The organism is Micromonospora sp. CNB394 (genome assembly GCF_000374985.1).
Taxonomy (GTDB): Bacteria; Actinomycetota; Actinomycetes; order Mycobacteriales; family Micromonosporaceae; genus Micromonospora; species Micromonospora marina.
Window position 1 is genome coordinate 30,927 of the sequence record NZ_KB895861.1, and the last position, 21,270, is coordinate 52,196.

Sequence of the window (21,270 nt, forward strand, 5' to 3'; positions counted from 1 at the left end):
CATGACGACCCCTGCCCTGTCGCCGCGTGCGCTGCTGAGCTGGGCGCTGCGCGACAGCGCCCCGCATCTGGGTGTGTCGTGGCTCAGCGGCCTGCTCTACCAAGGTGGGCTCCTGGCGCTGCCGATCTGCCTCGGCCGGGCGATCGACGCCGGGATCCGCACCGGCGACACCTCCGGCCTGCTGATCTGGGTCGGCGGGCTACTGGCCGTGTCGGTGGGGCTCACCGCGGGCGAGACCGGCATGCGCTGGTTCGGGATGCTCGGCGCGGCGCGTACCGGCAACCGGCTCGTCGCCCGGATCGCCGGTCACGTGCTGGGGCTCGACCGGGTCGGCGTGCAGCGGTACGGCTCCGGAGATCTCGTCACCCGGGCGACCCGTGACGTCGAGGCTGTGCGCATCCTCCTGGCCGGGTCGCCGTCGCTGCTGAGCGGGCTGGTCGGGTGCGCGGCGGTGATCATCGCGATCGCCCTGCTGGAGCCGGTGCTCGCCGTCGTCGGCCTGGCGACGCTGCCACTGCTGGTGCTGGTCAACCTTTGGTACCCGCCCCGGTTCGAACGGTCCAACCAGGACGTCTCGCGGGCACACTCCGAGCGGGCCGACGCCGTGGAGGATCTGCTCGTCGCCGGCACCGCGGCCCGCGGCCTGGGCGGCCGGCAGTTCCTGGTAGACCGGCACCACGAACGCAGCGCCGTCGTGACCGCCCGGACGCTGAGCCTGGCCCGGATCACGGCGAACTGGTCCGCTCATGCGCCGTTCGTGCCGGCTCTCGCGCTGGCCGTGGGTGTGCTGCTGGGCGGCCTGGCCGTGCTCGACGGCGACCTGACCGTCGGTGGCCTGGTCACCTTCGCCGGGTGGATGAGCCTGCTCAGCCTGCAGGTGGAGCGGATCACCGGCCGGTTCGCCCAGGTGGGTCAGGGCTGGACCGCCGCCGGCCGGATCGCCGAGGTTCTCCGCACCGGGATCACCGTGACCGATCCGGTCCATCCCGTGCCGCTGCCGCCGCGCGGCGACCTGGTCGCCTCCGGGCTGCGGGCCGACCTGCCCGGTCGCACCCTCACCTGGGCGGACCTGCACGTCGCGACCGGCGAGTTCGTGGCGGTCACCGGTGCGGTCGGCAGCGGAAAGAGCACGCTGCTACGCCTGCTGGCCCGGCTCGAGGACCCCGCCGCCGGGACGATCACCTACGGCGGAGTGCCGCTGCCCGCCGCCTCCCTAGCCGATCTGCGCCACCGGATCACCGGCGTGCCGCAGCGGCCGGTGCTGCTCTCCGGGACCATCGCCGAGAACCTCCGCCTCGGCCGGCCCGATCTGACCGACGGGGACCTGCGTGCGGCGTGCCACGCCGCGGCGTTCGACGTGGACGCGCTGCCCGACGGGTACGCGACCGAGGTCGGCGAACGCGGCGACGCGCTCTCCGGTGGGCAGGTGCAGCGGCTCGCCCTGGCTCGGGCCCTGTTGCGCCGCCCTGCGGTGTTGCTGCTCGACGACGTCACGTCGGCCTTGGACGCGACCACCGAGACGGCGCTGCTGGACCGCCTGCGCGGCTGGCTCCCGGACGCCACGATCGTGGCGGCCACCTCCCGACCCGCGGTGATCGCTTGCGCTGACCGGGTGATCGAGTTGCCCATCGCCGAGAGGGTGGGGGTGGCCGCCGATGGCTGACATCCGGATGCTCAGCGAGGAACCGGACCAGCGCCGTGTCCTGCGGCGGGTCTGGCCCTACCTGCGCCCGCACCGGCGGCTGCTCGTCCTGGCGGTCTGCGTCAACCTCCTCTCCACCATCGCGCTCAGCCTGGTGCCGGCGGTCGTCGGCCGGGCCGTCGACGCGCTCACCGAGGCTGACGCGGACCGGCTGCTGCACCTCTGCGCGTTGCTGTTCGTCCTGGTGACGGCGCGGATGGTGCTGCTGCGCCAGGCCGAGCTGCTGCTGGTGCGCCTCGGCGAGCGGGTGGTCCGGGACCTGCGGGACCGGGCCGTCGAGAGGATCGCTGCGGCACCGCTGCGCTTCCTGGAGTCGCACCGGGGGGGTGACCTGTTGCAGAGGGTCACCGTCGAGGTGGCCGAGCTGGCCACCTTCGTCCGCCAGCAGATCCCGGACCTGATCTCCCTGACCGGGTACGTCGTCTTCACCGGCGTCGTGCTGTTCGTCTCCTCGTGGCAGCTCGCCCTGCTGCTCGTGGTGCTGTTCGCGCCGATGATGTGGTTCGTCGGCCGGCGGTTCCGGCGGGCGGCGGGTGCGGCGTACGCGGGGGAGGCCGCCGCGGAGGCGGCGGTGACGGCGAGCGTGCGGGAGACGCTGGACGCGCGCGAGCAGGTGCAGGCGGCGGACGCGGCCGGTCCATGGCGCGCGCGTCTCGGCGAGCGGCTGGACGACCGGCTCGCCACGGTCCGCCGTACCCAAAAGGCGTTGACCTGGTTGGAGACGGCCTGGATCGTGCAAGGCGTCGTCACGGCGGGCCTGCTGGCGGCCGGCGGCGCACTGGTCGCGGCGCAGGCGGTGACCGTCGGTGTCGTGGTGACCTTCGTGCTGGCCAGCCGGGAGCTGTTCAGCTCGGCCGACGATCTCACCTATGTGGCCGGCGAGCTGGTCGGCTCGCAGGTGAACCTGGCCCGGCTGCTCGACCTGCTCGACGCCACCGAGCCGCCGCGGCCGGTGCCGGCTCAGCCGCCCGGCGGAAACGGCTCGGCGGACCTGGTCGTCGAGGGCGTCTGCTTCTCCTACGGCACCGATCGCGTGTTGCACGAGGTGAACCTCGTCTTTCCCGCCGGTTCCCGGGTGGCTCTGGTCGGCGAGACCGGATCCGGCAAGACGACGCTGGCCAAGGTGATGTGCGGCCTCTACGCGCCGGACGCAGGGGTGGTCCGCCTCGGCGGGGCCGACCTCGCCGCCCTCGACGAGGGGGAGAGACGCCGCCGGCTCGTGCTGGTGCCGCAGCAGGTGCACCTGATCACCGGCACCCTCGCCGAGAACCTGGCGCTGGCGCCGGGCGGCGCCGACCCCGGGCGGGCGATCCACGAACTCGGCCTCGACGACTGGGTCGCCTCGCTGCCGGACGGGTTGCACACGCACCTCGGGCCACGCGGCGCCCACCTCTCCGCGGGGGAGCGGCAACTCGTCGGCCTGATCCGGGCCGCGCTGCTCACCCCGGACGTGGTCGTGTTGGACGAGGCCACCGCCGACCTCGACCCGGCGACGGCGCACCGCATCGAGACCGCGGTCGCCCAGCTGCACACCGACCGTACCCTAGTCGTCATCGCCCACCGGCAGGCCACGATCGAGCGTTTCCCGCGCGTCGTCCGGCTCGCCGGCGGGGTCCTCGTCGGAGCGTGATCACGTGCCTGTCCTGACCGTCGGCGACCTCGACCTGCACTACGAGCAGGCCGGGTCGGGTCCGTCCGTGGTGCTGGTGCCCGGCACCGGGGCGCGGGGGCGCACCTGGTGGCTGTACCAGGTGCCGGCCCTGGTCGCGGCCGGCTACCGGGTTCTCACCGTCGACAACCGCGGCGCGGGCAGCCCGCACACGGGGCCGCTGACGGTCGGCGCGTTGGTCAACGACCTGGCGCTGTTCGTGGAGCGGGTCGCCGGCGGGCCCTGCCGGCTGGTCGGCTCCTCGATGGGCGCGCACCTGGTGCAGGAACTCCTGCTCAGCCGCCCCGACCTGGCCGTGCAGGCGGTGTTGATGGCCTCGCGGGCCCGCCCCGACGCGCTGTCGCGGGCGCTCACCGCCGCCGAGAAGCAGTTGTACGACAGCGGGGTCACGCTGCCGCCCGGCTATGCCGCTGTGGCGCGGGCGATGCAGAACCTGTCGCCGCGCACCCTCGCCGACCCACAGCGGGCCCAGGACTGGCTGGAGATCTTCGAGCTGTCACCGGCGGGGGACGCGGGCGGCCGGGCCCAGCTCGACCTGGACTGGGACACCGACCGCCGCGACGCCTACCGGGCGATCACCACGCCGACGCTGGTGGTGTCCTTCGCCGACGACCTCGTGACGCCCGCCCCGCACGGCCGGGAGTTGGCGGACTGCATACCCCACGCCCGGTACGCCGAGATCCCCGACGCAGGTCACTACGGCTACCTGGAACAGCCCGACGCGGTCAACGACGCCGTCCTCGCCTTTTTCAAGGAGTTCCCATGAGCACGCCGGTACGCGAGATCGAACTCGTCTGGCACGATCTGGTGCCGCGCCTGCTCACGGTGGTGCGCGCCGAACGGATCACCCCGCGCATGGCGCGGATCACCCTCACCGGCGACGACCTGGACACCTTCGCATACGCCGCGCCGGAGGACCACGTCAAGGTGTTCTTCCCCGAGCCGGGCGCGGAGCTGCCGGTGATGCCGACGATCGGGCCCGAGGGCTTCGAGCCGCCCGGCCCCGGCACGCCCCAGCCGATCTTCCGGGACTACACGGTCCGCTACGTGCGCCGGGAGCAGCGGGAGATCGACATCGACTTCGCGCTGCACGGGCACGGCCCCGGGGCGTCCTGGGCCGGTGCCGCCCGGCCCGGCCAGCGGCTCGGGGTGCTGGGCCCGCGCGGCTCGTACCTGAATCCGTTGACCTTCGACTGGTATCTGGTCGCCGGGGACGAGACCGCACTGCCGGCCCTGGGCGCCTGGCTGGAACAACTGCCGGCCGGCGTGCCGGTGTACGCCTTCGCCGAGGTCGCCGACGCCGCCGAGGAGCAGGATCTGGCGATCTCCCCCGACACCGTCCTCACCTGGCTGCGCCGCGACGCCGGCCAGTCGCTCGGCGCCGCGCTGGCCGACTTCCGCGCCCCGGACGGCGCCGGCTACGTGTGGGTGGCCGGCGAGGCCACCGCGCTCAAACCGATCCGCCGGCGGCTGCGCTCGCTCGGCCTGCCCCGCGAGCACGTCGAGGTGGACGGCTACTGGAAGCGTGGCACCGTCAACCTCGACCACCATGACGTCGACGAGTGACGTGGCGCTGCGGTCCGGCCGGCGCAACCGGATCCCCGGCCTGATCGGGCTGTTCGCGCTGCTCGCGCTCGTCGGTGTCGCGGTGCTGCTCAGCCTCGGGCTGGGCGCGCAGGACGTAGCCCCGGGCGAGGTGTGGCGCGCGCTCGTCAGCCCCGACGGGTCCGACGCCTCAGCGGTGATCCGGGAACTGCGCGCCCCGCGTACCGCGCTGGGGGTGGCGGTGGGCCTCGCCCTCGGCGTGGCCGGCGCGCTGATCCAGGGCCACACCCGCAACCCGATCGCCGACCCCGGCCTGCTCGGGGTGTCGGCCGGTGCCTCGTTCGCCGTGGTCGTCGCCATCGCCGTGTTCGACGTGACGTCGTTCGGCGGCTACGTCTGGTTCGCCTTCGCCGGTGCCCTGGCGGCGAGCGTGGTCGTCTTCGCCGTGGGTTCCGGCGGCCGGCACGGTCCCACGCCGGTGACTCTTGCGCTCGCCGGGATGGCCATCGGCGCGCTGCTCGCCTCCTTCACCTCCGCCATCCTGGTCAACTCGCCGGAGACGCTGAACGTGTTCCGCTTCTGGGTCGTCGGCTCGCTGGCCGGCCGGGACCTCGACACGGCCGGGCAGGTCACCCCGTTCATCGCCGCGGGTCTGGTGCTCGCCGCGGCCAACGCGCCCGCGCTGAACGCGCTGGGCCTCGGTGAGGACGTCGCCCGGGCCCTCGGCCAGAACATCGCGCTGGCCCGGGTCGTCGGCGTTCTCGCGATCATGCTGCTCACCGGAGCCGCGACCGCCGCGTGCGGGCCGATCGGCTTCGTCGGCCTGGTCGTGCCGCACGTCGCCCGCGCCCTGACCGGTCCCGACCACCGTTGGCTGGTGCCGTTCTCCGGGCTGCTCGGGGTGGTGGCCGTGTTGCTGGCCGACGTGGCGGGGCGGCTCGTCGCCAGGCCCGCCGAGGTGCAGACCGGCATCGTGCTGGCGGTCGCCGGTGCCCCGTTCTTCATCTGGCTGGTCCGCCGGGTCAGGCTGGTCCGGTTGTGAGCCTGCTGACCAGAACCGCGGCGACGGAGCCCGCCCGGCTGCCGTTGCCCGGCCGCCGCGTCGTGCGGGTCGGTCCGGTCTCGGCGCCGGTGCCGCTGCGGGCGGTGGCCGTCGCGCTGGCCGCCTGTGTCGCGGCCGTCGCGCTGGCCCTGGTCGCCGTCTGCCAGGGCGACTTCCCCATTGCCCCGCCGACCGTGTGGGAGGTGTTCACCGGTGGTGGAACCCGCATCGAGCGTCACATCGTGCTCAACCTGCGCCTGCCCCGGGTGCTCTGCGCGCTGCTGGTCGGCGCCGCCCTCGCGGTCGCCGGGGCGCTCACTCAGACGTTTGCGCGCAATCCGCTGGCCAGCCCGGACGTGCTGGGCGTGACCAACGGCGCGGCGGCCGGGGCGGTCGCCGCGATCGTGCTCGGCGGGGTGGCCGGCTCGTACGGGGTGCCGCTGGCCGCCCTGGGCGGTGCGGCGGTCAGCGCCACCCTGATCTACCTGCTGGCCTGGCGCCGGGGGATCGACGGGTACCGGCTGGTGCTGGTCGGGCTCGGCGTCGGTGAGATCCTCGGCGGCTTCACCAACTGGGTGCTGATCCGGGCCGAGCTGGTCGACGCGACCCGCGCGAACATCTGGCTCAGCGGCTCCCTGGCCGGCCGCGACTGGGGCCATGTCCGGCCGCTCGCGACCGCGCTGGCCGTGCTGCTGCCGCTCGCGCTGGCCGCCTCGGTCGCGCTGCGGCTGTTGCAGTTCCGCGAGGACACCGCGCGCGGACTCGGACTGCGGCTGCGGAGCGCGCAGCTCGCCGTCGTCGCCGTCGCTGCCGCGCTCGCCGCCGCGGCGGTGGCCGCCGCCGGTCCGATCGAGTTCGTGGCGTTCGTCGTGCCGCAGATCGCCCTGCGACTGTGTGGTGGGAGCCGCCCGCCATTGCTCCCGTCGGCGTTGCTCGGTGCGCTTCTCGTCGTCGGAGCCGACCTGGCCGGTCAGGTAGTGATCGCGCCGAGGGAGCTGCCCGTCGGCCTGCTCACCGCGATGATCGGCACCCCCTACCTGCTGTGGCTACTGCTCCGTCGATCCAGGAGGCTCAGCGCATGAACGCCCGGCTGCGCGGCGAGGGCCTGAGCCTCGCGTACGGGGACCTGACAGTCGTCGACGGCCTCGACGTCGACATCCACGACGGCCGCGTCACCACCATCATCGGCCCCAACGGATGCGGCAAGTCCACACTGCTCAAGGCGCTCGGCCGGCTGCTGCGGCCGACCGGCGGCCAGGTGACGCTGGACGGCAACCGGATCGACCGGATGTCGACCCGGGAGGTGGCCCGGATCCTCGGCGTCCTGCCCCAGTCGCCGAGCGCTCCCGAAGGGCTGACGGTCGCCGACCTGGTGATGCGCGGACGCCACCCGCATCAGAGCTGGTTCCGCCAGTGGTCGCGGGATGACGAGGTGCTGGCCGCCGACGCGCTGCGCTGGACCGACATGTCGGAGTACGCCGACCGCCCGGTCGACGCGCTGTCCGGCGGGCAGCGGCAACGAGCCTGGATCAGCATGGCCCTCGCGCAGGGCACCGACCTGCTGCTGCTCGACGAGCCGACGACATTCCTTGACCTGGCGCATCAGATCGACGTGCTCGACCTGGTCCGGCGGCTGCACCGGGAGATGGGCCGGACCGTGGTGATGGTCCTGCACGACCTCAGTCTCGCCGCCCGCTACGCCGACGTGCTGGTCGCCATGAAGGACGGGCGGATCGTGGCGACGGGCTCGCCGGCGGAGGTGTTGACCCCGGACCTGCTGGCGGAGGTCTTCGGGCTGCGTGCCTTGGTGGTGCCGGATCCGGCGACCGGGACGCCGCTGGTCGTGCCCCTGCCGCGTGCGACCGTTCCCGGTCCGGTGCCGGCCGGCTGAGCGGGTCACCGGGGTGGGAACCTGCCACGCCCGGAGACACGAGCGCCGCCGGTCCCGGATACGGTGTCCGGCATGGGGTACCGGCCGGCGCGGCTGGACCGGCTGGCACCGGTTCATCACCCTGGCCATGCTCGCCCTGGCCGTCCTGACCATCCTCGCCGCTCAACAGCCCGATTCCGACCCGAAGATCATCGCGTTGACCGTCGCCGAGATCCGCCGACTCCTCAACGCCTTCGTCCTCGCCCTGCCGCTACCGCCAGCGCACACCCTGCACTGGTCGATCTGGCGACGAACATCCCAAGCCCGAGCACGACGATCGCACTACCAGCGCAGACAGGCGAACTGACGTTGGAGTATTAGGCAGCCGTCTGGTTGTCGACGACGGCAGCTGCCTGGGGTTGACATACGGCGTCCTGTTCCGCCAACGGTGCCGACTAGTCATGTTGTGGCAGGTCGTAGGTGGCCGCAACAACGAGGCCCGACCTGAGGAGCAGCTTACCCGTCGGGTTCCGGTCGGTCTGTCGCGTCAAAGCGCGGCACAGCCGACGTCAACTTGCACCCTGTGCGCTGTCTCGAGGCGCTAGATGTCTCACTTCCGGCAGATGGTTGCCTTCAGTAGTTGATTACGTGCATCCTGTGGGGCTGGGCGAGCCCGAGGAGGCATAGTGCCGGACCCCGTGTCCCCGACAAGTCCTACCGTCAGACGTCTGACCCAAGGTCTCGTGGCGCACCTGCTCGCGCAGGTCAAAAGCAGCGAGCGGCCGAATCGCGACGCGATCGACGAGGCCAACACCTACTGGCTTCGTAGGCCACCACAAGACAACGCGCGTTCCCGCGGACCGGTCATCATGCAGGTCGCCTACCCTCCGCCACCTGAACCACCTGTACCCCCAACGGCGCTCCGTGACCTGCTAGACGGTACGGAGTACGGCAATGCCGAAGGCCCGCCACTCCAGCTCGTGACGAACGACAGCGGCCGTCTAGCAATAGGTCCGGCAATCCCCGATTCCCTTCGGCAGGAGTACGAGGGCTGGCTCGCCGTGTGGACGAAGTGGGCCGAGCAGGAGCGCCGCGTAGGGGAGCAGCGCGCGACCTACACCTACCTGGAGCGACTTCAGCGCCTGGCACAGCAACGCGGCGATGCCGAGGAGCTTGTGCTCGGTGTCGGTCTCCTTACCTCCAGCGCCGCTGGCCGTTGGGCCATTCGACGGCACCTGCTGGTCTGGAACGCGGCCATCGTCGAGGACCCGGCGACCGACAGCCTGCAGGTCACCATGTCCCTCGACCAGCGTATGAAGATCGAGGACCAGGACTTTCTCACGTCGCAAGACGGATACCGCGCCAAACCCTTCGAATCTCCTTGGTTCGATACCGGAGCGCAGCTGCACCCCTTCTCGCCGGAGGTGGTGCGCCTACTGCAACTCTGGCGGCGCCGTTGCTGGGAACGTCCTCTTCACCTTGCTGAAGACCGGTGGGAACCTCCGCTCCTCGACGAGGCCGACACGACACGGCTGACCCTCGCCCCAGCCCTATTCCTCCGCCGCCGTGACCGCAAGGGACTGGAACGGATTTACCGCACCATCGCTTACAGCCTTGAGGACGCAGACTCTCCTACCCCTCTCGGCCTGGCGCAGCTCGTGACCCCGATCGAGGCAACGCAGCGCAGCAATTGGCTCAAGGGCGCAGGGCGGGATCGCCCGGTCACCAGCGACGATCCGCTGTTTCCTCTCGCGAGTAACCGAGAACAGCGCAGGGTGCTGGCCAAGCTCAGCGACGACACGACCGTCGTCGTGCAGGGCCCACCAGGCACGGGCAAGACACACACGATCGCCAACCTCATCTGCGCGCTGCTCGCCGACGGCCAGAGGCTGCTCATCACGAGCCAGAAGGACCAAGCGCTGCGCGTGCTCCGCGAAAAGTTACCCGAGTCGGTGAGACAACTGTGCGTACTCATGACGGGCATGCAACGGACAGGCACAGACGAACTCGACCGCAGCATCACCGCGCTGTCGGAGCTGTCATCCACGATCACCGTCGACGAACTACGTAACGACATCAACCAACTTCGGCAACAGCGCGCCAGCCTGAGTGCTCGCCTCGAGCGGACGATCCGTGATTTGGGCGTGATCCGCGAACAGGAGTACGCGACCCACGAGCCGACCGCCGCTGGCTATGGCGGCACGCTCGCGCAGATCGTCGAACAACTAAACGCCGGCCGCGATCAGCACGGCTGGATCGAACCCCTACCCACCGGCGCCTGCCCGGATGCGCCCCTGTCGAACGACCAGGCCCAACAGTTGTGGCAGCTTCTCACCTCCGCCACACCACAACGCGCCGCACGAGCCCAGCAGTTCATTCCCGACTCCGACCAGGTTCCACACGCCGCGGACGTCGCCGCCATGATCGCCACCATCGCTCACGCTGAGCGGATCCTCGGCTCCGACCACACCGCCACCGCTTGGTCACTCACCACCCTCGACGACGCCAGCCTTGCTGAAATTCAGCGCCACGTCGTGGTTTCCACCGACGCCCTGGCATCCTGCGGACTACCCGACACGATCACTGACTGGGACGCCGCAGACTGGCGACGCAGAGCCGCCGAAGCTCTCCTGACCCGTCAAAGCCCCGCCTACTGGGAGGCCCTGTTCGCCGAACTGCGAGAGGTGGAGCCCCACGTACGTGCCCTCACGGCGCTCAACGACTGCGACATCGATCTGGGCACCACACCCCTGACCGCAGCCCACCTCAGCCGCCTCTCGGGCCAGGCCAAACGCCTGCGGCGGCACCTGGTCAATGGCCGACGCCTACGCCGCTACCTGCCCCCGCGCGCCCAGCTCGACGCCACCGACCTGCTGCAAAGTTGCACGGTCGACGGCGCCCCGCCCACCACCACCTCAGAACTGACCGCGCTGTCTAACTTCCTTCAGGTTGAGACAGCCGTAACCACAGCTCTGGAAGCATGGGCCCAGGTGGGCGTTCCGACGTTCCACGGGCCGCTCCGCCGTCGAGTGGCACACCTCCACGACATCTCACACAACGCCTCGGCCCTGCGCACGCTCGCCGCAGCACGGGACACGGTAGAGCGCCTCCTACGCAGCCACGGAATCCGCTTCGCAGTCCGCAGCCCGCAAGATTGGGACCTCCTCGTCCGCATTGGCCACAACCGAACGACCGTCACCAGGGCACGGCAGGCGTCTGAGGCCATGACTGAGCTCACCCTCACGATGCAGACATGGTGCCGTAACCCAGACGTCGCCCCCGAAGCCGCCGAGCTCAGCGTCGCTCTCAGTTGCGGCGACATCGACCGTTACTCCGCCGCCCGCCGACAGCTTGATCTGGCCAGGAGCGACAAGGACTCACAACAGCGCTGCGAACAACTGCTCCAGAGTCTCTCCGCCGCCCACCCGGCACTCGCCACCCAGATCAGGGAGAACCTCGACGATCCAACCTGGGAACACCGCCTCAACGACCTCGAAGCGTCGTGGGCCTGGGCCGCAGCAGCGGCCTACCACCAGAAAAGCCGGCCGACAGACACCGAGCAGATCCACGAGCAGCGAATCAGCGATGTTGAACTAGAACTCAACCGCGTCACCGCCGAGCTAGCTGGCAAACAGGCTCTACAACACTGCCTGGAGCAAATAACGGAAGAACAGCGTCAAGCCCTTCAGTCCTACAAGACCAACATGGGCGCCTACGGCCGAGGGCAGGGAAAGAACAAGGACCGGTACCTCACCGCAGCGTTCGAGGCGATGAAGAACGCCCAGCAGGCCGTCCCCGCCTGGGTCATGCCCCTATCAGCCGTGATCGACACCGTCACGCCACAACCCAACGCTTTTGACGTCGTCATCGTCGATGAAGCCAGCCAAGCCAGCGTCGACAACCTCTTCCTCCTGTGGCTGGCACCACGAGTCATCGTCGTCGGCGACGAGAAGCAGTGTGCACCCGGCGCCAACTACCGAAACAACGACTCCGAAGCCGTCCAAGAGAGCCTCGATCGGCACCTAGCCGACATGGCAATGAACCTGCGCAACGGCTTCCTCCCCACCTCCAATCTCTACGAACTCCTAGCCACCCGATTCTCCGATGTCGTTCGACTCTCCGAACATTTCCGATGCATGCCCGAAATCATCGGATGGTCCTCAGCGCAGTTCTACGACAGCAGGCTCATCCCACTCCGCCAGTTCGGAGCCGACCGCCTCGACCCCCTCAGAGTCGTGCAGGTCGACGACGCCATGGAAGAGGGGCACCGGGCAACCCTGCGCAATCAGGTCGAAGCCAGTGCCATCATTGATCACGTCCAAAAGATCATCGACGATCCGATGTGCCGCAACAAGACCATCGGCATCATCGCGTTGCAGAGCGGCAAACAGACTCAGATCCTTGAAAAGCTGCTCTACGAACGCATCGAACCGGCCGACATACGCCACCGGCAAATTCGAGTTGGCCAACCACCCGACTTTCAAGGCGACGAACGCGACATCATCCTGCTGTCCATGGTCGTAACGAAGGCCAGAACGGCTCTCACCGGCCGCACCGAGCAGCGCCGGTACAACGTCGCCGCCAGTCGCGCCCGTGACCAACTCTGGCTGTTCACCTCGGTGCCCCCTAACAGCCTGAATCCCAACGACCTTCGCCACTCCCTGCTGACCTACATGCTCCACCCTCCCGCGACCTTCACGGTCGATCCCGAGCTCGACGACGTCAGCCCCGACACCCGCACCGAACCCTTCGCCTGCCTGCTGCAACAACGCGTCTTCCTGGAACTGCGCCGCCGCGGCTACGCCGTAATCCCGCAGTACCCCGTCGACCACCGAACCATCGATCTTGTCGTCGTCGGCGACAGCGGCCGGCTGGCCGTCGAGTGCGACACGCCGTCGCGGTTCCGACAACCCGAGCAGGTCCAGCAGGAGCTACATCGCGAGCGAGAACTACGCCGAGCCGGCTGGCAGTTCATCCGCATCCGTGACAGCGAGTACCTGCACAACCCTGCTGCCACCCTCGAACCACTCTGGCAGCGGCTACAGCAACGAGGCATCGAGCCCCGTTCACTGCCCGCAGCGCCGCGCCAACAGCCACGTTGGAGACCCACAACGCTGTCCGACGACGAAGACGACCTCTAGGAGACCCGCGTGCTCGAGAGTATCGACGACAACACCCTCGATGAGATCGCCCGAATCGCCTGCGGCGGCGAAGACTACCCCGTGTACCGACGTGGGGCTGAGCTGCCCAAGCTTCTCCAACAAGCCGGCTGGGAGAACGTCGCGCCCTACAACGGCGAACAGCGCCGAAGCTGGCTCACCAACCAGCTCCGTCAACGTCGAGACACACCCGGGGCCATCGACGCGCTCGTCTGCCGCCTTGCTGACCGACGTGAGTACGTTCATCGCAACGAGCCCTTGGCCGCCGCCGAGGTCACCGAGCTACTCAACAGCATCCTCGCCATCGAAGGCTTCGAGATCGCACACAGCCAGGGGCGGCCCGTCATCCGTCCCTACAAGCAGCCAGAGGACCAAGAGCAACAGTCACCAGACGTCATGCTCCACGTGGCCATGGCAGACATCGTCCGCGACGTCGACCTCGCGATCGTCCTCGAAAGTCGGCTCAACGAGGCACGCATCTGCGACCGCAACGGCGCCTATGCCAGCGCCATCATCATGCTCGGCAGCCTTCTGGAAGGCGTTCTCCTCGACGCCGTCAAGGCCCGCACGCCCAACACACCAAAACCTCTCGACAAGTGGACCCTGCACGAGCTGATCGAGACCGCCCACCGAGAAAAGTGGATACAAGCCGACGTCCGCGGCTTCGCTGGAAAACTCCGCGAATACCGCAACCTCGTGCATCCCAACGCCCAGGTGAAGATCGGCCACGCTCCAGACCGAGATACCCTCAGCATGTGCTGGCCCGTGATCAACGCAGCCCTGAACGACTTGGCAGCCACCGCAACCTGACACCGAGGCTGAGGCTTGCCGCTCGACATACTCGACATGCAAAAACAGATCCGTGCGCCAGCAGGCCCCAGCTCTCGTCGGCCGGGTGACCAGCCGCGGGCCTCGAACAAGGGCGGTGAACCTCGTGCCCCAGCGCTGAAGAATCCGAGGGCTACGGCTGCAGGCACGCCGGCCAGCTAAAGAACATCAAAAGTAGAAACGTTTGGCGACGGCTCGCGGCCGCCTGATTGAGCGGCCATAGGGGATAACTGCACAGTCATCTTGGTCGGTCGATGGCGGAGCGAGCCGCTGCGCAAGGCATTCTGCCCAATTATTCTGAGCTGCCATCCATGCTCACGCACGGTGATGTGGAGTTTGGGATTGAACCAACCCTGCCCGTACCGTAACCTATGAGCATGAGCACCCAGAATGGTGCACAAATGATGCGCCCAAGAGTTCAAATCCCCCCTCGGACACGAACCGAATCCCAACGGTGCGCGGCAAGATCCAATCTTGCCCGCACCGTTTGTGTTTCCGGGTCGTACGACAGGTGAAGCCCGAGGCTGCGGTAGACCTCCAGCTTGTGTTCCGGCTCGGCCCTCCGGAGCGTGCTTACCAGGTCCCCGAGTTCCTCGACGGCGGCGATGATCTGCTCCTCGCTGAACTGGCCGGGGCTGTCAGTGTTCTCTTCGACCGGCGTGTGCTGGTGTTGCTCGGCGCGTCGGCGTTCGGCCTGGGTTTCGGCGATCCAACCGGCGACGACGGCGGGGTCGGCGCCGGCCTCGAGTGCCGCCCGGTAGCGGGCCAGTTTCGCGTCGCACTCGGCGACGGTCGGTCCTTCAGTGGCGACCGGCGTCCGGTTGGCATGCCAGTGTGGGCTTGGTCGAGGAGCGTGGCGATGGTGTGCCGCCGCTGGAGTGGCGGTGGTCGACCTTGTTGGCCAGGGCGTACTCCTGCGGGAACCGGCACCGGTAGTAGGCGACGCCGTGGGAGTGCTGCCCTTGCATCTTCCTGCCGCAGATGCCGCAGTGGACCAGGCTCCTGAAGACGTAGGGGTGGCGGGATCGGTGCGTGCGTCTGGGCGCGGTGGCGGTGCGAGCTCGGCGGCCGAGCATCTCCTGGACGCGGTCGAAGTCTGCCTGCTGGATGAGGGGTTCGTGGACCAACTCGTTGGAGACGATCCACCGGTCGCGCTGATTCCATCGCATGACCGGGGTGTGGCCGAGCGCGACGTCGTCCACGTCGAGCAGCACTTCATCGGTGCGCTGCTTGTTCCAGACCTGCCGGCCGGTGTATCGGGGGTTGATCAGGATCGTCCGTACAGCGGTCTCGGACCAGGCGAGCCCGTCGCGGTGGGGGCTGCGGGCACGGTCGTACGCCGAGGGGCAGGGAATGTCGTCTCGGGTGAGCGCCTCGGCGATAGCGAAGATTCCGTATCCGGCCAGATACATGGCGAAGATGCGCCGGACGACGGGTGCGGTCTGCGGGTCGGCATTCAACCCGCGTAGGCGTTTGCCGTCGGGCGGCCTTCGCCGGGTTCGGGTGAGGCCCAAGGTCCTTGAGCGTGTAACCGTACGGTGGGCGCCCGCCCAGGAAGCGGCCCTCCAGTTGCGTCTGGGAAGCCATAGCCATGCGGACCCGCACCTTGACCCGGTTCCGCTCGCCCTTGCTCATGCCCCCGAAGACAGACATGACGAGGTCGTGCGCCTCGTTGTCGGGATCGATCACACCGCCGACCTCCGGCACCCACAACTGGACGCCGTAGTGCGTGAACAGCGGCATGGTCAGACCGAACTGGTTTCCGTAGAAGGCGCGATGCGGCTCGCCGATGACGACTGCGCTGAAGCCGCGACGCGGCGAGCAGTCCGCTGGCTTCCGGGCGACGCTGCCACGGCAAGGAGCGGCTGTGGCCCACGTCGAAGAACTCCTCGACGATCACGCCGCCCCTGGGCGTGATCAGCGTCCGGGCGAGCGAGAGTTGCCAGTGTCGGGAGGACTCCGGGTCCTGGTTGTCCTCGGTGGAGACGCGGCCGTAGAAGGCGAAGGAGAGCTTCGGGGCTTCGAAGCTCTTCGTCGCGAGGTCGTGTCTCAGGCGTTCATGGTCAACGGTCATTCTTCTCCACGAGATCTTCAACAGCATCCGAGCAGTCGCGGCGTGCCTCGACGAGAAGCCGTAGGAGGGCGCGCGCAGCGACCGGTCCGAATTCCGGCGGTTCCAGCGGCACGATCACCCGTATTCCACCCGACGGTGTCGCGTCGATGGTGCCCGGATCGCCATTGGTATTGTATTCCGGATCTGGCTGATTCTGCAATTCTGGCTGCAATTCCGGCATATGGTTTTCCTCATTGTGTCGACGATGTTCGCGCGTGGCGCATAGGGCGGGAATTCATAGCGCGGTGCTCCTTCCTGGGACGTCGAGTTCGTCGAGGGCGCAGGCGTTGTGCTCGTTCGGCAGAGATTCGAGTCCGCCTTGAGCTGCCGTCAACGCCTTCGCTGTTCTGGGGTGTTCGCGATGCTATTTATGCGGGGCTTCCCGCAGGACTGCCTTCAGGCTCCACTCGTTTGCGCGATCCGTCAGGCGGCGCAGCGCGGCCGGGATGTGGAGGAAGGCGAGTGAACGCAGCCGATCTGACGCCCTGTCAGCGGTTAGGGCCTGTGTCGAAGTCGGTGCCCAGGGCTTGAGCTGTTGGTGAGGGTCTTTGGCGTATCGGTGTTCGAGATGTAGCGAGGTCTCCGGTATCTGGTTCAGCGACCAAGCAGAACCCGATCACCTCGTGGACACCCTAGCGGTGACGAGGCGGCATGACACGCCCTCGGCTTCGGGGGGACTTGCCGCTCGCCGGGCGTCGGCCGTCAGTCGTCGGTGCCGGCGGCTGCAGGGACGCGGCCGAGGTCGCGGTTCCTGAGCCGACGGCTGTCATCGTTCACCGAGATCACCTCGGCATGGCGAGTGAGGCGGTGGGTGAGGGCGGTGTGCCTGCGGCCTGCCCCGACGGTGCGCACGGCAGCGGCGAGGGCACGGCGGGAGCCGACGAGGACGACGAGTTGCCTGGCACGGGTGATGGCGGTGTAGAGCAAGTTCCGTTGCAACATCATCCAGGCGCTGGTGGTCAGCGGGATGACCACCGCGGGGTATTCGGAGCCCTGGGACCGATGGATGGTCATGGCGTAGGCATGGGCGAGTTCGTCGAGTTCGTCGAAGTCGTAGTCGATGTCCTCGTCCTCGTCGGTTCGCACCGTGAGGGTCTGCTCCTCGGGGACGAGGTGGGTGATGATGCCGAGGGTGCCGTTGAAGACGCCGGTTTGTCCCTTGTCATAGTTGTTGCGGATCTGGGTGACCTTGTCACCGACGCGGAAGACCCGCCCACCTGCGCGCCGTTCGGGCTGTCCCTCGCGATGCGGAGTGAGTTGCCGTTGCAGCAGCGTGTTGAGGGCGGCTGCGCCAGCGGGACCGCGGTGCATGGGTGCGAGGACCTGCACGTCGCGGCATGGGTCGAGCCCGAACTTGGCGGGAATGCGGGTACAGGCGACGTCGACGGTGAGGTCTGCGGCGGCCTCGGTGTCGTCGCAGGCGAACAGGAAGAAGTCGGGCAGGCCGTGGAGGACGGGTGGGCGGCCGACGTTGATGCGATGGGCGTTGGAGACGACGCCGGACTGGGCAGCTTGGCGGAAGATCTGGCTCAGCCGCGTGCGGGGGATGGCGGGGGCGGCGAGCAGGTCGCGCAGCACTTCACCGGCGCCGACGGAGGGAAGCTGATCGACATCGCCCACGAACAGCAGGTGAGCCCCGGGCGGGACGGCTTTGACGAGCTTGTTGGCGAGGACGAGGTCGAGCATGGATGCCTCGTCGACGACGAGAAGGTCGACGTCGAGGGGATTGTCGCGGTCATAGCAGGCGTCTCCGCCTGGGCGTAGTTGCAGGAGCCGGTGGACAGTGGCGGCCGGGTGGCCCGTGAGTTCGGAGAGGCGTTTGGCCGCGCGACCGGTCGGGGCGACGAGGGTGACCTTGGCTTTCTTAGCGACGGCGAGTTCGACGATCGAACGGACGGTGAAGCTCTTGCCGCAGCCGGGGCCGCCGGTGAGCACCGATACCTTGGAGATGAGGGCGAGGCGGACAGCCTGTTCCTGTTCGGGGGCGAGGTCCGCGCCGGTGCGCGCCTTCAGCCAGCTCATGGCCCTGTCCCAGGCGACGTCGGTGAAGTGGGCAAGCCTGTCGGCTCGGTCACCGAGCAGGCGCAGGAGCGCGGCGGCGAGGGACTGTTCGGCACGGTGGAACGGCACCAGATAAACGGCCTCCACCGGGTCCCCGTCGACGCCGGGCAGGACCTCACGGATGACGCCCTCGTCGGCTACGAGCTCGTCGAGGCAACGGGCGACAAGTTCCGCGGGCACGTCGAGGATCTTCGTGGCGTCGGCGACCAGTGCCAGTTTGGGGAGGTAGCAGTGACCTGAGTCGGTGGCCTCGGACAGGGTGTATTGAAGGCCGGCCATGACCCGCTGCGGGCTGTCGTGCGGGATCCCGACCGCGCGCGCGATCGTGTCGGCGGTCTTGAACCCGATGCCCCAGACATCCGCAGCCAGCCGGTACGGCTCCTTCGACACGACGTCGACGGAAGCGTCGCCGTACTGCTTGTAGATCCGCACGGCTAGTGAGGTCGATACGCCGACGCCCTGGAGGAAGACCATCACCTCTTTGATGGCCTTCTGCTCCTCCCACGCCGCGGTGATCTTAGCCGTGCGCTTCGGTCCGAGTCCGGGTACCTCGACCAGGCGGGCGGGTGCTCCTTCGATGACTTGCAGGGTGTCCAGACCGAAGTGGGCGACGATCCGCTCGGCGAACACCGGCCCGATGCCCTTCACCAGGCCGGAGCCGAGGTAGCGCTGGATGCCCTGGATCGTGGCCGGTAACACCGTCGTGTAGGAGTCGACCTCGAACTGACGACCGTACTTCGGGTGTGACGACCACCGGCCGTGTAGCCGGAGCGTCTCTCCGGGCTGTGCGCCCAACAGCGCGCCGACCACCGTCAGCAGATCGGAGCCGCACTCTGTGGCGACGCGGGCGACGGTGTAGCCGGTCTCCTCGTTGACGTAAGTGAGCCGTTCGAGGACCGCGTTCAGCGTGGCGAACGCGGGACGGGTCGTAGTGGTCACGCGTCCGATCCTGCCGTCCACGGCCACCACTGTGCCAGCCCGGCAGCCCTCACTGCGCCGTAGGTCTTCAGCCCAACGTGATCAGACCACGTTCTTCCGGGCCTTGTCGCGTGCCTGGGCCACCTTCGGCATGTGAGAGCGCCGCAGCCAGGATTCGGCTTCGCAGTTGCTGCAGGTGCGAACCGAGCCGATCCGGGTGTGGGTCTCCTCGCCCTGTCGGCATTGAATCTCGTGCGTCTCCGCCAGCGGTTGCCCGCAGCTCGCGCACTGGTCGACGCTGGTGCTGGTGGCGGTGTAGGCGACCTCGTTGGTGGTGTAGCGGACGGTCGCATACGCCTTGTCGTCATCGTCGATTTTCAGCTTCGGATTGCGCGGGGCTCCGGCGTAGGGACCCGTGTCCGCGTGGGAGACCGCGCTGGCGATGCCGCCGAAGGCTTTGAAGTGTCGACGGAACCATCCCATGAGCGAGGACCGCCGCTCTTCCAGCCACTCGTCGTCGGCCTCGGCGCGCCACTGTTGATCCGGCATGTCGTCCTCTTTGGTGTCGTAGCTGGATGGGACCTAGCCTTGCGCGTCTGCGTATACCTCGCCGCCTCCGCGGCTGATCATGCGGAGCGGACGAACGGCCCGATCATGTGCCGCGTCCCTCGGCGTCAGGGAAGACGGTGGTGAGGAAAGTCTTGGTGATGCCTGCCATGTCGATCGCCGGGTCGATGGCCCATCTCAGGGTGAGACCTCCGCCCAGCGCGCCGAGCGCCATTACCAACTGGGACAGCGGTATGGCGGGACGGATGTGCAAGCGGCCGCAGTGGCGGGAAACGATCTCGACGATCTGCTCGTCGAGGCGTCGCTGCAGGGTCGCCAGCGCGGCAGCGTGTTTGGGCTGGGTCGTGGTCACGGCGGCCAGGTATTCCGCGGACGCGATGGCCCAGCGGGCGGCCTGCGGATCCGAGACCGTTCCACCCGGGTCCAGCGCAGAAATCAGTTCGTCACGGTTGCCGGCCTGCGTGAGGGCGTCCTGCAACTGCGTGAGATACGACTCGACCTGAATGTTTATGAGGGCGTGCCACAGGCCCTCCTTGCCATCGAAGTGCTTGTACAGGGCACCTCTTGTGTAGCCGGCCTCGGACGAGATCTCTTCCACCGTGGCGGCGAGGAAACCGCGCCGAAGGAACACTTCACGGCTGGCCTCTAGGAGCCGCTGGTGTGTCACCGACTGCTGTTGCGCCCTTGTCAGCCTCGGCAAAATGATTCACCCGCTCGGTAAACGATACGTTTCCAGATACACCATGATACCACGCCTCGTTCAGGGCGGACCGGCCGTCGGTACGCCCCGGCCGGATGATGATCGATGGTTGCCTAGCCGGTGTTCCGTACTCGAGGCCGGGCTCGATGTGCCAGCTCGGGCTGGCCCTGGCCGAGGCGGCCGGCATCAGAACGGCATGTGTGGCTGGTCGGTGCGGACGGTCAGCCACTGCCACTGGGTGAACTCCTCCAGGCTGTGCTCGGCCCCGTACCTGGTCCCGTTGCCGGACGCGCCTCGCCCGCCGAACGGCACGAAGGCGTTGTCGTTGATCGTCTGGTCGTTGATGTGGGCTATCCCGGTACGAAGGCGGGACGCCAACGCCAGCCCTCGGGCCGCGTCTGCTGCGCGGATGGCCGCAGTGAGACCACTCGACGCTGCTTGCCACCCGTGCGGCCTCTAAAGCGCTTTGCCGGACCGTCACCGGACCGGCCGGCGGCTTGAGCAGCCCGGTTGTCGTCCACTGCGGGCGCCTCGGCGCGGACGCGTCGTCTGGCGCGCTGCTCGCCAGCGCCAGCTGCATGCGCCAACGAGCGAGGCGAGCGGTCGGTGGCTGCGGGCCAGGCGTCGCGCACCCCCTTAAGCCCGGGCCGGTCACCCCCGACACCGCTGGCCTCCGAGGGACGGTTCGCTCCCGGCTCGGACGGTCCGAGGTCGGGTCCCGCACCCGGCGGAGAGCCGCTCGGTCCTGCGTCCCGGTGGGCTCTTGATTCATGTCATCGGAGCCCACAGGCTGCCCTGGGGACCGCCATGACTGCCTAGTGTTCTGTCTCAGTTTTGACTAGCCGCTTCTTGGAGGGCGACTCGTCCACGTCGGACCTTGGCCAGGATCGATTCGGCGGTGGCGGTCCAGACGAAGGGTTTCGGGTCGTCGTTGTGTACGCGCAGGTATTCCTCGATCGCGGTGACGAGGTCGTCGACGCTGCGGAACACGCCACGGCGGATCATCTTGTCGGTCAGTTCGGCGAACCAGCGCTCGACCATGTTCAGCCAGGACGAGCTGGTCGGGGTGAAGTGCAGGTGGAAGCGGGGATGCTTG

Annotated in this window: 16 protein-coding genes and 1 pseudogene; 10 read left to right on the plus strand and 7 right to left on the minus strand. The window is 68.6% G+C overall.

Translation table 11 applies throughout. From position 1 onward, the window contains the following. The first annotated feature begins 1 nt into the window (after window position 1). From C569_RS0126245 to C569_RS0126285, 10 genes are all read left to right on the plus strand, one after another. The gene (locus C569_RS0126245; RefSeq protein WP_018788714.1) at window positions 2-1,663 is read left to right on the plus strand and encodes an ABC transporter ATP-binding protein; all 1,662 of its coding nucleotides are present in this window, start codon (window positions 2-4) and stop codon (window positions 1,661-1,663) included. Beyond that, complete coding sequence (locus C569_RS0126250) at window positions 1,656-3,332, plus strand: ABC transporter ATP-binding protein (RefSeq protein WP_018788715.1); 1,677 nt, start codon at window positions 1,656-1,658, stop codon at window positions 3,330-3,332. The genes C569_RS0126245 and C569_RS0126250 overlap by 8 nt, the downstream gene beginning before the upstream one ends. Window positions 3,333-3,336: 4 nt before the next feature. Then, window positions 3,337-4,137, plus strand: coding sequence for an alpha/beta fold hydrolase (locus C569_RS0126255; protein ID WP_018788716.1), 801 nt, complete (start codon window positions 3,337-3,339; stop codon window positions 4,135-4,137). Continuing rightward, window positions 4,134-4,937 (plus strand): siderophore-interacting protein, encoded by an 804-nt coding sequence (locus C569_RS0126260; protein WP_018788717.1) that lies wholly within the window; start codon window positions 4,134-4,136, stop codon window positions 4,935-4,937. The genes C569_RS0126255 and C569_RS0126260 overlap by 4 nt, the downstream gene beginning before the upstream one ends. Next, window positions 4,921-5,958 carry an iron ABC transporter permease gene (locus C569_RS0126265; RefSeq protein WP_026268670.1) on the plus strand — a complete coding sequence of 346 codons (1,038 nt, stop codon included), beginning with the start codon at window positions 4,921-4,923 and terminating at the stop codon, window positions 5,956-5,958. Before C569_RS0126260 ends, C569_RS0126265 begins: the two co-directional genes overlap by 17 nt. Then, the gene (locus C569_RS0126270) at window positions 5,955-7,040 is read left to right on the plus strand and encodes an iron chelate uptake ABC transporter family permease subunit (RefSeq protein WP_018788719.1); all 1,086 of its coding nucleotides are present in this window, start codon (window positions 5,955-5,957) and stop codon (window positions 7,038-7,040) included. Before C569_RS0126265 ends, C569_RS0126270 begins: the two co-directional genes overlap by 4 nt. Next, window positions 7,037-7,849 (plus strand): ABC transporter ATP-binding protein, encoded by an 813-nt coding sequence (locus tag C569_RS0126275; protein ID WP_018788720.1) that lies wholly within the window; start codon window positions 7,037-7,039, stop codon window positions 7,847-7,849. The genes C569_RS0126270 and C569_RS0126275 overlap by 4 nt, the downstream gene beginning before the upstream one ends. A gap of 127 nt (window positions 7,850-7,976) precedes the next feature. Continuing rightward, complete coding sequence (locus C569_RS32680; protein ID WP_196806789.1) at window positions 7,977-8,195, plus strand: hypothetical protein; 219 nt, start codon at window positions 7,977-7,979, stop codon at window positions 8,193-8,195. A 376-nt stretch (window positions 8,196-8,571) separates the two neighbouring features. Continuing rightward, window positions 8,572-12,969 carry an AAA domain-containing protein gene (locus tag C569_RS31105; RefSeq protein WP_155945615.1) on the plus strand — a complete coding sequence of 1,466 codons (4,398 nt, stop codon included), beginning with the start codon at window positions 8,572-8,574 and terminating at the stop codon, window positions 12,967-12,969. 9 nt (window positions 12,970-12,978) lie between these two features. Further along, complete coding sequence (locus tag C569_RS0126285; RefSeq protein ID WP_018788722.1) at window positions 12,979-13,797, plus strand: hypothetical protein; 819 nt, start codon at window positions 12,979-12,981, stop codon at window positions 13,795-13,797. Between the two features lie 818 nt (window positions 13,798-14,615). Here the strand turns inward: C569_RS0126285 and C569_RS33850 are convergent. From C569_RS33850 to C569_RS0126320, 7 genes and pseudogenes are all read right to left on the minus strand, one after another. Further along, entirely contained in the window at window positions 14,616-15,275 is a 660-nt protein-coding gene (locus C569_RS33850; protein ID WP_018788723.1) for a recombinase family protein, read from the minus strand. Between the two features lie 603 nt (window positions 15,276-15,878). Beyond that, window positions 15,879-16,109 (minus strand): hypothetical protein, encoded by a 231-nt coding sequence (locus C569_RS33410; RefSeq protein ID WP_155945616.1) that lies wholly within the window; start codon window positions 16,107-16,109, stop codon window positions 15,879-15,881. A gap of 521 nt (window positions 16,110-16,630) precedes the next feature. Then, a complete protein-coding gene (locus C569_RS0126300) occupies window positions 16,631-18,937 on the minus strand; it encodes an ATP-dependent RecD-like DNA helicase (RefSeq protein ID WP_081636037.1) in 2,307 nt (768 codons plus the stop codon). Window positions 18,938-19,009: 72 nt separating this feature from the next. After that, window positions 19,010-19,456, minus strand: coding sequence for a hypothetical protein (locus tag C569_RS0126305; protein WP_018788726.1), 447 nt, complete (start codon window positions 19,454-19,456; stop codon window positions 19,010-19,012). A gap of 103 nt (window positions 19,457-19,559) precedes the next feature. Further along, window positions 19,560-20,141: a TetR/AcrR family transcriptional regulator gene (locus C569_RS0126310; RefSeq protein WP_018788727.1), complete on the minus strand. Its 582-nt coding sequence runs from the start codon at window positions 20,139-20,141 to the stop codon at window positions 19,560-19,562. 219 nt (window positions 20,142-20,360) lie between these two features. Then, window positions 20,361-20,591, minus strand: a pseudogene (locus tag C569_RS33855) (aldehyde dehydrogenase family protein); the annotation flags it as partial. A gap of 411 nt (window positions 20,592-21,002) precedes the next feature. Next, window positions 21,003-21,270, minus strand: a 268-nt coding sequence (locus C569_RS0126320) for a transposase (RefSeq protein ID WP_018786881.1), incomplete at its 5' end; no start/stop codon positions are given.